This is a genomic window from Aeromicrobium sp. 50.2.37 (genome assembly GCF_024655735.1).
Classification (GTDB): Bacteria; Actinomycetota; Actinomycetes; order Propionibacteriales; family Nocardioidaceae; genus Aeromicrobium.
Map to the genome: position 1 here is coordinate 93,562 of NZ_JANLGG010000001.1, position 14,140 is coordinate 107,701.

The 14,140-nt window shown below is 72.2% G+C and carries 10 protein-coding genes; 4 read left to right on the top strand and 6 right to left on the bottom strand.

Annotation, left to right across the window (positions count from 1 at the left end; all coding sequences use genetic code 11):
• The first annotated feature begins 65 nt into the window (after nt 1-65).
• Nucleotides 66-1,082 carry an FHA domain-containing protein gene (locus NUV38_RS00390; protein ID WP_257727237.1) on the top strand — a complete coding sequence of 339 codons (1,017 nt, stop codon included), beginning with the start codon at nt 66-68 and terminating at the stop codon, nt 1,080-1,082.
• A gap of 11 nt (nt 1,083-1,093) precedes the next feature.
• Entirely contained in the window at nt 1,094-2,926 is a 1,833-nt protein-coding gene (locus tag NUV38_RS00395) for a serine/threonine-protein kinase (protein WP_257727238.1), read from the top strand.
• An 11-nt stretch (nt 2,927-2,937) separates the two neighbouring features.
• On the opposite strand, the gene NUV38_RS00400 is transcribed toward NUV38_RS00395, so the two are convergent.
• The 3 genes from NUV38_RS00400 to NUV38_RS00410 all read right to left on the bottom strand — a co-directional run bounded on the left by NUV38_RS00400 (nt 2,938) and on the right by NUV38_RS00410 (nt 6,446).
• Nucleotides 2,938-3,915, bottom strand: coding sequence for a glycoside hydrolase family 6 protein (locus tag NUV38_RS00400; protein WP_257727239.1), 978 nt, complete (start codon nt 3,913-3,915; stop codon nt 2,938-2,940).
• Between the two features lie 93 nt (nt 3,916-4,008).
• A complete protein-coding gene (locus NUV38_RS00405) occupies nt 4,009-4,467 on the bottom strand; it encodes an aminoacyl-tRNA deacylase (RefSeq protein ID WP_257727240.1) in 459 nt (152 codons plus the stop codon).
• Nucleotides 4,468-4,541: 74 nt separating this feature from the next.
• Nucleotides 4,542-6,446 carry a hypothetical protein gene (locus tag NUV38_RS00410; protein WP_257727241.1) on the bottom strand — a complete coding sequence of 635 codons (1,905 nt, stop codon included), beginning with the start codon at nt 6,444-6,446 and terminating at the stop codon, nt 4,542-4,544.
• A 161-nt stretch (nt 6,447-6,607) separates the two neighbouring features.
• On the opposite strand from NUV38_RS00410, the gene bluB reads away from it, so the two are divergent.
• Nucleotides 6,608-7,279, top strand: a complete 672-nt coding sequence (bluB, locus tag NUV38_RS00415) for a 5,6-dimethylbenzimidazole synthase (RefSeq protein ID WP_257727242.1) — start codon at nt 6,608-6,610, stop codon at nt 7,277-7,279.
• A 137-nt stretch (nt 7,280-7,416) separates the two neighbouring features.
• Here the strand turns inward: bluB and betT are convergent, their stop codons facing one another.
• The 3 genes from betT to NUV38_RS00430 are packed head-to-tail and all read right to left on the bottom strand — an operon-like array spanning nt 7,417 to nt 12,733.
• Entirely contained in the window at nt 7,417-9,462 is a 2,046-nt protein-coding gene (betT, locus tag NUV38_RS00420; RefSeq protein WP_257727243.1) for a choline BCCT transporter BetT, read from the bottom strand.
• Entirely contained in the window at nt 9,459-11,201 is a 1,743-nt protein-coding gene (gene betA / locus NUV38_RS00425) for a choline dehydrogenase (RefSeq protein ID WP_257727244.1), read from the bottom strand. Before betA ends, betT begins: the two co-directional genes overlap by 4 nt.
• Nucleotides 11,198-12,733, bottom strand: coding sequence for an aldehyde dehydrogenase family protein (locus NUV38_RS00430; RefSeq protein WP_257727245.1), 1,536 nt, complete (start codon nt 12,731-12,733; stop codon nt 11,198-11,200). The genes betA and NUV38_RS00430 overlap by 4 nt, the downstream gene beginning before the upstream one ends.
• 167 nt (nt 12,734-12,900) lie before the next feature.
• Between NUV38_RS00430 and NUV38_RS00435 the strand changes: the two genes are divergently transcribed.
• Complete coding sequence (locus NUV38_RS00435) at nt 12,901-14,103, top strand: hypothetical protein (protein WP_257727246.1); 1,203 nt, start codon at nt 12,901-12,903, stop codon at nt 14,101-14,103.
• Nucleotides 14,104-14,140 lie beyond the last annotated feature (37 nt).

The following is a 14,140-nucleotide window of genomic DNA, read 5'->3' on the forward strand; positions in this document are numbered from 1 at the left end:
CCCCCCCCCCCCCCCCCCCCCCCCCCCCTCGACTCCTTCGTGGGTCCGCGACGACGATGGCGAGCATGACCACCCTCGGCTCGCTCACCTCCAACCTGTTGATCCTGGCCGCCTTCGTCGGCGTCGTCGTGGTCGCCCTGCGGGTCGCGCAGAGCATCTTCGGTGCCGGCTCGAAGAAGGCCGCCGCCACCGAGGCGGCCGCCCGTCTGGTCGCCTACCCGACCGGCTCGGCCGCGGTGCTGCGCCGCCGTTTCGTGAAGGCCCTCACCAGCCAGCACGTGGTCATGCCGAGCGGTGACCGCGTGGCCTTCGGCGAGCTCGTCGTGCGGATCGCGCCCGAGGACCTCGAGCGCCTCGATCCCGACGGCGACACCGACCGGCTGGGTGACGACGCCGCCAAGCTCTACCGCACGCACGCCGAGCGCGAGGGATGGGCCGTCCCGGACCAGGTCGCCGTCGAGGTCGAGGTCGACCCCGGGCTGCGGTCCGGCTGGGTCCCGCCGGCCCGCGGCAGCCGCTCCGGTTCGTTCGCGCGACGACCGCTCGAGCAGGCCCGGGCCACCAGCGACTCCGAGCACGTCGAGCCCGACGCCGGGCTCGACTGGGACGTGCTGGCCGACCCGGCCACCACCTCCTCCGCCGGCCGCGCCAGGGGATCGGCGCCGCGGCCCTCCCATCCCGCCGTCGCGAGCCAGGAGACCATGGCCTTCCCGGTCCTCGTGCCGCACGACCCCATGCCCACGGTCAACGTGGCGGGCGACCTGTTCCTGCACCGCGGTGGCGAGACGGTGCGGGTGCCCCGTGACGGCGTGACGACACTCGGGCGCCTCCCCGACTCCCCGCTGCGTCTTGACGAGCCCGAGATCTCCTACCGTCACGCCGCCATCCGGCTCGACGGTGCCACCTGGCAGGTGATGGACGTGGGCAGCACGAACGGCACCACGGTCGACGGCGAGCGGATCGGTGACACCTGGTCGCCGCTGCGCGACGGGGTGGTCCTGGCCCTGGCGGGCGTGCGCGTCACGGTCGGCTCGGACTCGCACGGGACCGTGGCGCTCGGTGGCGTTTCGCGGGCCACGTGACAATGGTGCCCATGGCTGATCAGCGGAGCCGTCGCCGACGGTGGACGAGCTGGTTCGTGCCGTCCGCCGAGGGGCACGCGCACGGGCACGCTGCGGGGCACGACCGCCTGCACGGGTCCAGCCACGGCCGCACGGTCCCGCGGGACGACGCCGTCACCGCCGAGGTCCCCGTGGTGGCGCCGGTGGTACCGGCGCCGGCCGCTCCCGCGTCGTCGTGGTCGTCGCCCGGCACGGACGGTCGCGACACCGTGGAGCCGCAGGTGGACGCCGGCCGCTTCACCCTTCAGGGACGCATCGGGGCAGGGAACCACGGGGTCGTCTTCCGCGCCGTGGACCGACACCTCGGCCGCCAGGTCGCGATCAAGCGGTTCTCGCACTTCCTCGCCGACGACCCTCGCGCCATGCGTCGCATCACTCGCGAGGTCGAGACGCTGGCGCGGGTGTCGCACCCGAACGTGGTCACCGTGCACGACCTGGTGCGCATGCCCGACGGCGACGGCGAGGTGGTCCCGCACCTGGTGATGGAGCTCGTCGAGGGCACCTCGCTGCGCGACCTCCTGGCCCAGCGCGGACCGAGCCCGAGGTCCGTCGTCGTGGTCCTGGGCGTGCTCGACGGGCTCGCGGCCTGCCACCGAGCCGGGATCCTGCACCTCGACATCAAGCCGGCCAACGTGCTCGTCACCCCCGCCGGTGGCATCAAGATCGTCGACTTCGGCATCGCGCGTGCGGCCTCCGACGCGACCGCCACCGTCGCCGGTACGCCGCACTACATGGCGCCGGAGCAGTACGACGGCCGTGCCGACGAGCGCAGCGACGTGTACTCCGTCGGCTGCCTGCTGTTCGAGTGCCTGACGGGCCGGGCGCCCTTCGAGGGCACGATGGCGACCCAGCTGATGGCTCACCGCACGCAGGCCCGGCCCGATCCGCGTGCGAGTGCCCCGTGGGTCGGCGCCTCGCTGGCGGCGGTCGTCCAGAAGGCCATGGCGATCGACCCGGCCGACCGGTACGCCGGGGTCGGCGCCATGGCGGAAGCGTTGTCGGCCGCCGTCGCGGACGTCGACACCGACGCAGCGGCCCGCCCCGTGGCCCAGCCGGCCGCGGTGCTGCCCACCGGTCCGGCACCACGACCCACCGCGGAGCCTGTGGCCGAGCCGATGATCCGACCGTTGTCGCGACCCGGTGAGCTGGGGGACCGGCGGCGTCCTCCGGAGCACGTCGCCGAACCCGCACCGGAGGCGCTCGGGCACGCCGGCCCGTCGGTCACGCGCTGGACCCGTCTCGTCTCGCTGCTGCTCGGTCTCGCCGCCAGCGCCGCGGTGCTGGCCGTGGTGCCGATGGTCGCGTGGGCGAGCCTCGACCTCGCTCCCTCGTCCACCCGGCCCCGCGCGATGGACGACCTCTCGGCCGACGCGTGGTGGATGATCTCGGTCGGCATCGCGCTGGTGCTCCTGGTCCTGCGGCGCAAGCGGTTCTTCCCCAGGCTGGCGGGCCCTCCGGTCGGCGCGCCGCTGCCCGACGGTCCACTCGCCCCGAGCGCTCGAAGCGGCATCGCCATGGCGTTCGGGGCGTCGGTGAAGGGCAGCCTGCCGCTGCTGCTTCCCTGGTACGTCCTCGGGCTGCTCGCCGTGCTGACCGCGAGCGGCCTCGGTGCGCCCGACGACCCCTACGCGGACGTCTGGACGACGCTGTGGGTGCTCGCGCCGCTCGTCGCCCTGGTGCTCGGCGTGCGCAGCGTCACGGGCATGCGGATGCGCCTGGGCGCCATCACGCTCTCGTTCCTGTGCCTGATGATCGCGGCCGGCGCGGCGGTCTACTTCGTGCTCGCCGCCACCTTCGTGGTCTGAGGGCTCGGACCTCAGCGTGCGAGCAGCCGGAGCGCGCCGGTGGCCCACCACCGGCCCGCGGACGGGCCACCCTGGCAAGCGCCGTCGGACTCGCCCGGCCGCTTCACCCACAGGTAGGCGTCGAGCCCGGAGCGGTTGACGATGGCCGGTGCCCGTCCGATCCGAGCCGCCCGCGGGTTGCAGAAGTCCCAGGCGTCGGGAGGCGTCGTGGCGCCGTTGCGGGACGTGTCGAGCACGTAGCGCTTCCCGGTGACTCCGCGCTTGCGCAGGGCGGTCAGCACCTGGGAGGCGTACGCGGCCTCGTTCTTCGTCGGTCGGAAGTTCGACACGTTGACGGCGAAGCCGCGCGCGGAACGGACACCGGAGGAGACGAGGCGGTCGGCCATCACGTCGGGGGACTGCCAGCTGCTGTGCCCGGCGTCGAGGTACACCCAGGCGCCGGCCGAGGTCAGCCTCGAGACGGCGTGGCGCAGGAGTGCGGCCCGGTCGCCCTGACCGCCGCACGCGCCCATGAGGGCGACGGCGTCGGGCTCGAGCACGACCATGGCCCGGCGGCCCTTCAGGCCCGCCGCCACCTGCGTGACCCAGGTCTTGTAGCGCGCGGGGCTCAGGCCGCCTGCCGAGTGCTGTCCGCAGTCGCGGCCCGGGATCGCGTAGACGGCCACGAGTGGTGTGCGTCGGGCCTTGACCGCGCGCTTCGCGTAGGCCTCGACCTTCGACCGGACGGTGGAGGCGGAGTACCCGTCGGTGACCCAGAACGCCTGGCCGCGCGAGCCGATGCGCGCGAAGCGCTTGTCCTTCGCCGCTGCCTTCGCTGACGCGCCTGTCGGGTCCACGTAGACCGGACGGGTAAGGCGTGGGTCGGCCTTCGCGGCGGCGTGGGCCTGAGCCCCACCGACGAGCGTGGCCAGGACGGCGCACAGCAGCACCGCGAGCAGCCCGGACCGGGCGGTCGCGGGCAGCCTGAGACGTCGCGTGGCTCCCTCCACGGGCGAGATCCTACGGGTGGGTGACGGTCGGCGTGGCCGCTTTCGCGCACGATCCGCCGTGAAGTGCTCGCTGGGCGGAGGCACCCGCGCCCGTCAGGTCGTCGTGACGTCGGCGACCTGGGCGTCGAGGGCGGCCACGAGGGCGTCGGCGTCGACCCAGAGGCTCCACCCGTGCTCGCCGGCGCCCAGGGCGATGCGCCGTCCGAGCACCGACGCGTCGGCCACGACCGGAAGCGCGGTGGTGGTGCCGAGCGGCGTGATGGTGCCGCGCTCGTACCCGGTGGCGGCGAACGCGGCGTCGGCGTCGGGCATCCGCGCCCGGTTCACGCCGAGGGCGGTGCGCAGGAGCGGCCAGGAGATCTGGCGGTCGCCGGGCACGAGGACGAGCACGAACGCGTCGCCGTGCTGCACGACGAGCGTCTTGACGATGTCGGCGGGCGGCACGCCGAGCAGGGCCGCGGCCTCCTGGAGGCTCCCGGCCGCCGGGCGCTCGACGAGCTCGACCGTCAGCCCACGACGTCCGGCGTCCTGCAGCACCCGTTCCCGACCCATCCGACGATGGTGGCACGACGTCCGCGACGAACCGGGCGGGTGGAGGCCGCGAGGCCCACCCGCCCGGTCGACCATCAGGGCGTCGGCAGCCCCGACAGCGGCAGCTGACCCACGAGGTCCGTGAGCAGCCCCGAGACCGTCGGGTCCGACGTGACCAGGGTGGTCACCTGCTCGACGGCGTCGTCGACCGCGGCCGCCAGCTGCAGGGTGGCCGGGTTGGCCTGCGTGAGCGGATCGGTCAGCGACTTCAGCGACGCCGACAGCGGGTTGTCGTAGACCGCCACGCCGGTGCCCAGCAGCAGGTCGACCGTCAGGCAGCCGAGGCCCGCGACGGGCGACTCGCTCGCCGACCAGGTGCCCGTGCCGAGGAACTCCATCGTGCGCGGCTTGGTCACGTGCACGCCGCTGAGGAAGGGGTTCACCCACACGGGATACCCGTTCGGCTCCCCGGCCGCGGTGTCGGCCCCGACGACGGCCGACGCGGAGTTCAGCAGGGCGTCCTTGGCGAAGGTGCCGCGGACCAGCTGGACGGGACCGCCGGCCAGGGCGCCGAGCGCGCCGACCCTCGGGACCGAAGGGAGTCCATCGACCGTCGTCACGTCGTACCCCGTGGCCTCCTTCTTGGCGTAGCGACGGTCACCGTTCGCCGAGCTCGCCGAGTTCGCCACGCAGGCGCCGCCGGAGAGGCGCAGGTTGCTGTAGAGGTGCAGCACGATGCCGGCCTGGGCGGTGGAGCCGGTGGTGATGGTGACGCCGCCGCGTGAGGCGTCAGGGTCGATCTGGAACCCGTTGAGCAGGCTCACGGACGTACGGTCCGACCCGGTGCCGACGCTGACCTCGGTGGCCAGGATGGAGCGCAGGTCCACTCCCTGTGCGGTCGCTGCCTTCGACAGCTCCTCGAGGACGCCGCGGTAGAGCGTGTCGTTCTCGGTGCCGAGCGACATCAGCGTCCGCGTCGTCCCGCCGACCTTCGCGAGGGCCACGAAGGCCTTCGTCTCGAGGTCGAAGACTCCCTCGAGGCTCGTCGGGTCGCTCTCCGTCGGGTCCTTGCTCGCGACGACGAGGCGCGGCGTGCAGCCGGCTGCCGGGTCGCACTCCGTGGCGACCTTCGGCAGGCAGGAGGCGAGGTCGGCGGCGCAGGCGGCCGGGTCGCTCGGCAGGGCGAAGGCGCTGCCGGACGGCAGGCCGTAGACCTTCTGGTCGAGGGCCGGCGCGGCCAGGACGGCCGAACGCTTGGCGCCGATGGAGACGGTGAGCTCCGACGGGACCGTGTTCAACGAGACCGTGCCGCCACCGAGGACGTCGGCGAAGGTGTGCTGCCAGGGCCGGTACTCGAACGTCTGGGTGGACACGTCGGGGACCGTGGTGGGTGCGGCGTTGGTGAAGCCACCCGCTCCGTTGGACACTGGGGTCCCGGTCTGGCAGGAGCCGAAGAGCCCGGTCTTCACCTTGTTCACGTTGGTCGTGGTCACGGTGTAGGTCCCGGCCGGGCGGCCCGCGAGGTCGACGGTTGCCTTCATGCCGTGGTGGGCACCGCCGTCGGGGAAGTCGCCGCGGTAGTTGGTCGAGGACGGCGCGGCGTCGATGGGCTGGTGCGTCGGCGACGTCAGGAAGCCACTGGTCGAGATGTTCCGGACCGGGCTGGTCGAGGTGTGCACGACGCTGCCGTCGGGAGCCGTGACCGTGAGCGTGGTCCGGGGAGAGTTGTCGGTGCCGGCCGGGTTGTCCCCGCGGCAGCCGGCGAGTGCGACCGCCAGCGCGGACTGCGGCGCGAACACGCCGCTGGAGCTGCCGCGGTAGTAGTACAGGGCGGTGCGGTCGACGTCGAGCGTGATGCTCGCGTCACGGACGACCGGCGGATCGCCGGGATCGACGGGCCTGACCGTCGTCGAGGCGCCGGACGGCGCGGCGAGGACGGCCGACAGTGACGCTGCCAGCAGAGCGACGGCGACACCGCGGGGAAGGACGGACCGGTTCACAGGGTTCTCCTCTGGGACTCCCCTCCCGGGCCGGACGTTACGCACGTGCCGACGCGGGCGTGTCCTCATCGCGGGAAACCGTCCGACCAGACCAGGACGCATGACCCGAACGGGCCATGCCGCGCGACGCCGACCCGGCAGCCGTTGCTAGCGTCGCGGCCGTGACCGAGCACGCCTATCCGGACCACGAGCGGGAGACCGTGCACCGCGTGATCGCCGAACGTCGGGACATGCGGCACTTCGCCGGAGGGGAGGTTCCGGCGGACGTGCTGGCCCGGTTGCTCGAGGCCGCCCACCGGGCCCCCAGCGTCGGGCTGATGCAGCCGTGGCGGTTCGTCCGGGTCACGGATCGCTCGTTGAGGCTGCGGCTGCACGCCCACGTCGAGACCGAGCGGCGCCTCACCGCCGAGGCGATGGGGGAGCGGTCCGAGGAGTTCATGCGGCTCAAGGTCGAGGGCGTGCTCGACTGCGCGGAGCTGCTCGTGGTGGCCCTGACCGACGACCGCGACCGGCACGTGTTCGGTCGACGCACGATGCCGCACATGGACCTCGCCTCCGCCTCCTGCGCGATCCAGAACCTCTGGCTGGCCGCGCGGGCCGAGGGCTACGGCATGGGCTGGGTCTCCTTGTTCGACCCGGAGGTCGTCGCCGCCGAGATCGGGATGCCGACCGGTGCGGAGCCCGTCGCGATCCTCTGCCTGGGGCCGGTCCACGCCTTCTACGACCGTCCGATGCTCGAGCAGGAGCACTGGACCTCTCCGCGGCCCCTCGCCGCGCTGCTCGGGGAGAACCGCTGGCCCGCCGACGAGGCATCGACGTCCGTCAACCCTTGACCTGACGTTGACCTTCGGTTCTGATGGAGGGGCGTTCGGGCACCTCACCGCCCGGGCGATGGGAGAACGACCTTCTCTCGGGATGGACGACGGGGCCGGATCACTTCCCCTGGGCCGGCTCCGTCGTTCCCTCCCGGCTAGAGCGTGGTGCCGTCCTCGAGCCGCAGGAACTCCAGGTGGCTCTCGTAGGCGTCGAGCACGTCGTCGATCAGCTGACCGTGCGTGTAGTCCATGACGTCGTAGCCCTGCCCGCCACGGCTCAGGTGCACCTCGAGGCGGGAGTACCGGTCGTCGTCGCGGGGCATCAGGCTGCCGCTGTAGACCGGGATCGGCACCTCGCACCGGATGACGCGGTAGCAGAACGGCTCACCGTCGCCCACCGACGCGGTGAGCTCGACGCCCGGCCGCCCCTCGTCGTCGGCGGCCGTGGCCACCGTGGCCTCGACACCGGTCGACTCGAGCTCACGAGCGACCTCCTCGAGAGCCGGCGTGACGGTGCGGGTCAGGAAGTCGTCGGCCTTCGCCGGCGTCGGGAAGCTCATGACCCGCCGCAGCCTCGCCTTCCAGTGCGGCGACGAGGGGGCGGACCCCCCGCTGCGGCCAGAGAGCGCACCGGGCATCGAGCCCGCACGTGAGTCCTCGATCAGCGCCTCCACGCGCAGGGCCCGGTACAGCCCGACCATCACGAGGATCATGACAAAGGCGAAGGGCAGGCCCATGATGATCGTGGCGTACTGGAGCGCCAGCACCCCGCCCACGAGCAGCAGCGCGATGGTGAGGGCGCCGGTGACCGCGGCCCAGAAGATGCGCAGCCGACGTCCGCCGTCGGCGTGCGCGCCGGTCATCCTCGACGAGAGGTTGGCCATCACGAGGGCGCCGGAGTCGGCCGACGTCACGTAGAACAGCAGACCGACGAAGGTCGCGATCGAGGCGATGAGCGGGAACGCCGGGTACTCGGCCAGGAACGTGTAGAAGCCCTGCTCCGGCGTGTTCATGGCCAGCTCGCCGAACGCGCGGTCGCCCTGGCGGATGAGGTCGATGGAGGAGTTCCCGAAGATCGAGACCCACATGAGGATGTACAGGAACGGGATGATCAGCGTGCCCGCCACGAACTGTCGGATGGTCCGCCCCCGCGAGATGCGCGCGAGGAACAGCCCGACGAAGGCCGACCAGGCGATCCACCAGGCCCAGAAGAACAAGGTCCAGTAGCTCATCCAGTCGCCGGTGTCCTCGTAGGCGAAGGTCTGCATGGTCATGTCGGGGAACAGGCGGACGAAGTCGCCGACGTTCAGCACCAGTGCGTTGAGCAGGTAGGCGGTCTTGCCGGTCACGAGGATCCAGGCGGCGAGCCCGATCGCGAGGAACACGTTCAGCTGCGAGAGCCGCTTGATGCCCTTGTCGACGCCGGAGACGGCCGACACGGTGGCCGCGCCGACCCCCACGACCACGATGCCGATCTGCACGGCCTTGTTCTGCGGCACCCCCAGGAGCTGGTTCAGGCCGAAGTTCAGCTGCACCACCCCGATGCCGAGCGTGGTGGCGACGCCGAAGATCGTGCCCAGCACGGCCGCCGTGTCGACCGCGTCGCCGGCGTACCCGTCGACGCGCCGCCCGATGAGGGGGTAGAGCGCTGAGCGGATCGCGAGCGGGAGGTTCATCCGGTAGGCGAAGAAGCCGAGTGCGATGCCCATGAGGGCATACATGCCCCAGCCGGTGATGCCGTAGTGGAACAGGGTCCAGACCGTGGCCTCGCGCGCCGCCTCGACGGTCTCGGGCTGTCCGGACGGAGGAGCGAGGTACTGCGTCACCGGCTCGGCGACGGCGAAGAACATGAGGTCGGTGCCGATGCCGGCGGCGAACAGCATGGCCGCCCACGAGAAGGTGCTGAACTCCGGTCGCGCGTGCTCGGGCCCGAGCCTGGTGCGTCCGTGGCGGGAGACCCCGAGATACACGACGAACGCGAGGATCACCGTCGCCAGCAGGATGTAGTACCAGCCGAGCCACTCGGTGGTCCAGGCGACCACGCTGCCGAGGGTGGACTCCGCGTTCTCCGGGGCGATCACGCACCACAGGCTCACGGCGAGGGTGACGCCGGCGGCCGCGCCGAGCACCACCCAGTTCACCGGGGGTGAGGCGTCCGGCGGGCTGTCCGTGCGCACGTCGTCGGTGGTGGGAGTGCTCATCGTCGGTCTCCTGCCGTGGGTGCCGCCACCGTGCCGGGGGCGGCGTCGTTGCGCGGGTCGCCCTCGGGCCACAGGGGCATTCCGGTCCCGTGACGGTAGAACGGCACGGCCTCGGGCGCCAGGGGTGTGTTGCCCGCGATGAGGTCGGCGGCCTTCTCGGCCACCATCATCACCGGCGCGTAGATGTTGCCGTTCGTGACGTACGGGAAGACCGACGCGTCGACGACCCGCAGGCCCTCGGTGCCGTGCACCCGCATGGTGGCCGGGTCGACGACGCTGAGGTCGTCGGTGCCCATCTTGGCCGTGCACGAGGGGTGCAGGGCGGTCTCGGCGTCCTTGGCGACCCAGTCGAGGATCTCCTGGTCGGTCTCGACGGACGGGCCGGGGGAGATCTCGCCGGCGCTGAAGGCCGAGAACGCGGGCTGCTCGAGGATGTCGCGGGCGGCGCGGATCATCTCGATCCACTCACGCCGGTCGTTCTCGGTCGACAGGTAGTTGAACCGCAGGGCGGGGTGCTCACGGGGGTCGCGGCTCTTGATCTTGAGCGAGCCGCGCACGTCGGAGTACATGGGACCGATGTGCACCTGGTACCCGTGCCCACCGTGCTCCTCGCCGCCCGCGGGCTTGGACCCGTCGTACCGGATGGCGATGGGCAGGAAGTGGAACATCAGGTTCGGGTACTCGACCTGGTCGTTGCTGCGGACGAAGCCGCCCGCCTCGAAGTGGTTGGAGGCGCCGACGCCGCGGCGCAGGAACATCCACTCGGCGCCGATGCGCGGCTTGTGGCGGTGCTTGAGCCAGGGTGCGATCGACACGGGCTGCTTGGAGGCGTGCTGGATGTAGACCTCGAGGTGGTCCTGCATGTTCTCGCCGACGCCGGGCAGGTCGACGACCGGGTCGATGCCCAGGGCGCGCAGCTCCTCGGCGTTGCCGATGCCGGCCAGCTGCAGCAGCTGGGGGGAGTTGAAGGCGCCGCCGCACAGGATGACCTCGCCCGCCTGCACCGAGCGCTCGAGCCGTCCGCCGCGCACGTAGTCGACACCCGTCACGCGGTTGCCCTGCGTCCTCAGGCCCGTGACGAAGGAGAGCGTGTGCACGGTCAGGTTCTTGCGGTGCTTGACTGGTGACAGGTAGGCCTGGCTGGCGCTGAGTCGCCGTCCGCGGTGCACGTTGCGGTCGAACTTGGCGAAGCCCTCCTGGCGGTAGCCGTTCACGTCGTCGGTGAGCGGGTGGCCGGCCTGCTGGACGGCCTCGAAGAACGCCCCGAAGAGCGGGGACGTGGCGGGACCTCGCTCCAGGACGAGGGGACCGGAACCGCCGCGCCACGCGTCGGCACCGGCCAGGCAGGTCTCCATGCGCTTGAAGTACGGCAGGCAGTGGGCGTAGTCCCACTGCTCGAGCCCTGGCTCACCGGCCCACCGCTCGTAGTCGAGCGGGTTGCCGCGCTGGAAGATCATGCCGTTGATGCTCGACGACCCGCCGAGGACCTTTCCGCGGGCGTGGAAGACGCGGCGGCCCCCCATGTGGGGCTCGGGCTCGGACTCGTAGCGCCAGTCGTAGAGCGGGTTGCCGATCGGGTACGGCAGGGCCGCAGGCATGTGGATGAAGGGGTCCAGCTTGGTGTCGGGGCGCCCGGCCTCGAGCACCAGCACGCTCGTGGAGGGGTCGGCGCTGAGCCGGTTGGCCAGGGCGGAGCCGGCGGACCCGCCGCCGACGATGACGTAGTCGTAGGTCTTCACGCGTGCTCCTCGGTGCCGTTGTCGTCGGTGCTGGTCTCGTCCTGCGGGGCACCGAACCAGCCGGTCGGCGCGGGGCGGGTGTTGTGCCAGACGTGCTTGGACTCGCGGTACTCGTCGAGCCCGGCGACGCCGAGCTCGCGCCCGATGCCGCTCTGCTTGAAGCCGCCCCACTCGGCCTGGGGGACGTACGGGTGGTAGTCGTTGATCCAGATCGTGCCGTGCCGCAGGCGCGCCGCCACACGCTCGGCACGGCCGGCGTCCTGGGTCCACACGGCACCGGCCAGGCCGTAGATCGTGTCGTTCGCGATCGAGACCGCGGCCTCCTCGAGACCGTCGGCATCGGCACCGGTGAAGCGCTCCACCGTGAGCACCGGACCGAAGCTCTCGTCCTGCACGCAGGACATGTCGGCCGAGCACTCGTCGAGGATCGTCGGCAGGTAGTAGAAGCCGTCGGCGAGCGCGGGGTCGTCGGGTCGGGCGCCGCCGACGCGAAGCACCGCGCCCTCCTCGATCCCGGCCGCCACGTACGCCTCGACCTTCTCGCGGTGCGCGGCGCTGATGAGCGGACCGGTCTCGGCCTGCTCGTCGTCGGGCCCACCGAGCCGGATGCGGGCCGCACGCTCGACGAGCTCGTCGACGAACGCGTCGTGGATCGAGTCCTCGACGACGAGCCGGGTGCCGGCGGAGCAGACCTGTCCGGAGTCCAGGAACACCGCCGTGAGGGCGTTGTCGATCGCCGCGTCCCAGTCGGCGTCGGCGAAGACGATGTTGGGGTTCTTGCCCCCGAGCTCGAGGGCGATCTTCTTCACGGTCGGGGCGGCGGACGCCATGATGCGACGGCCGGTGGCCAGCCCTCCGGTGAAGGAGACGAGGTCGACCTCGCGCGGCTCGGTGAGGGCGGGGCCGACGCGGTCGCCCGCGCCGAGCACCAGGTTCGCGACGCCGTCGGGCAGGCCGAGGTCGGCCAGGGTGCGTACCAGCCAGATCGCGGTCGAGGGGGTGAGCTCGCTCGGCTTGAGCACGAACGTGCAGCCGGCCGCCAGCGCAGGCGCGACCTTCCACGACGTCTGGAGCAGCGGGAAGTTCCACGGCGTGATGAGCGTGCAGACGCCCACCGGCTCGTGCACGACGCGGCTGCGGACCGTCGGCATCCCGGCGTCGACGACGCGGCCGGCATCGGCCTGGGCCAGCCCGGCGAAGTGCCGGAAGACGCCGATCACGTCGTCCATGTCGATGCGGGCCTCGACCATGCGCTTGCCGGTGTCGAGGGCCTCGAGACGCGCGACGGTCTCCTTCTCGGCCTCCAGGCGATCGGCCAGCCGGTGCAGCAGGGCCGCGCGCTCGGGGGAGGGCGTGCGGGGCCAGGGGCCGTTCTCGAAGGCGTCGTGTGCGGCGCGGACCGCGTCGGTGGCATCCTCCTCGGTCGCTTCGTCGACCGTGGCGACGAGGGCCCCGTCGGCGGGGCAGTGGATGGCGCGAGTGGTGCCGTCGGAGGCCTCTCGCCAGCGTCCTTCGATGAACAAGGTGGGCACAACAGCTCCTCTGGTGCAGGTGTCGAGGACTCCCGAGCCAACCGAACCCCGGCCCCGAACGCAAACCCGGAGGTCCCCGAGCCGACCTCGACACCCCACCGTTGATGACAATCGTTGTCGTGTACGTTGATGGGAATCATTCTCGAACAACTACCGACAGGACACCCATGCACCTGCTCCACCGGTCCCGACTGCGCCTTGCCGTGGTCATCTCGACGCTCGCGCTCGGCTCAGCCGCGTGCGCCGGAACCGACGAGGACGCCGCGCCCGGCGCCGACGTCGGCCAGCAGCTCTCCGGCCCGCGCCTCGTGCTCACCACCGACGAGGGTCTGCTCGTGCTGGACCGCGACTCCCTCGAGCCCGTGGCGACGCTCCCATCCGAGGGCTTCGTGCGGGTGAACCCGGCCGGCGACGACCGGCACGTGCTCGTCTCCACCGCCGAGGGCTTCCAGCTGCTCGACACCGGGGTCGAGGTCGAGGCGCACGGCGACCACTCGCACTACGCCGTGGCGGGGGCGCCGCGTCTCGGGAAGACCTTCGAGGCGCCTGAGCCCGGACACGTCACGGTCCACGACGGCACCACGCTGCTCTTCAGCGACGGCGCCGGCACCATCCAGGAGCTCGCCACCGACGACCCGACGACCGTCGTCGACACCGTCGAGCTGCCGGCCCCGCACCACGGTGTGGCCGTGAACCTGGACGGCGACCTCCTGCACACCGAGGGCACGGCCGACGCGCGCTCGACCGTGGTGCTCCGTGGGGCCGACGGCACCGAGAAGGCCCGCACCGACGACTGCACGGGCGTGCACGGCGAGGCCACGGCTGCGGACGGTGTCGCCGTCGTCGGCTGCGAGGACGGGGTCGTGGTCGTGCGCGACGGCGAGATGACGAAGATCGACAGCCCGGACGCCTACGGACGCATCGGCAACCAGGCCGGCAGCAGCAGCTCACGCGTCGTCCTCGGCGACTACAAGGTCGACGCCGACGCCGAGCTCGAGCGCCCCGAGCGCATCAGCCTCGTCGACACCGAGTCCGACGAGATCCGCCTCGTCGACCTCGGGACCAGCTACTCGTTCCGGTCCCTCGGGCGCGGGGCGGCCGGTGAGGCGCTGGTCCTCGGGACCGACGGTGCGCTGCACGTGCTCGACGCCGAGTCCGGGGACCGCCTCGACACCATCGACGTGCTCGAGCCGTGGCGTGAGCCGCTCGACTGGCAGAAGCCCCGCCCGACGCTGCACGTCTCCGGTGACACCGCCTGGGTGACCGACCCGAGCACCAGCACGCTGCACGAGGTCGACGTCGCGTCGGGTGCCGTCGTGGACTCGGTGACGCTGCCCGCCGTGCCGAACGAGATCGTCTCGGCCGGCTGACCTCGGCGTCGACGCGGGGAGCGGTGGACGTCCGGTC

What these genes read in the sequence shown, in the direction of transcription:
- NUV38_RS00390 (WP_257727237.1), top strand. Translation starts at nt 66, where the DNA reads ATGACCACCCTCGGCTCGCTCACCTCCAACCTGTTGATCCTGGCCGCC.
- NUV38_RS00395 (WP_257727238.1), top strand. Translation starts at nt 1,094, where the DNA reads ATGGCTGATCAGCGGAGCCGTCGCCGACGGTGGACGAGCTGGTTCGTG.
- NUV38_RS00435 (WP_257727246.1), top strand. Translation starts at nt 12,901, where the DNA reads ATGCACCTGCTCCACCGGTCCCGACTGCGCCTTGCCGTGGTCATCTCG.
- NUV38_RS00405 (WP_257727240.1), bottom strand. Translation starts at nt 4,467, where the DNA reads ATGGGTCGGGAACGGGTGCTGCAGGACGCCGGACGTCGTGGGCTGACG.
- betT (WP_257727243.1), bottom strand. Translation starts at nt 9,462, where the DNA reads ATGAGCACTCCCACCACCGACGACGTGCGCACGGACAGCCCGCCGGAC.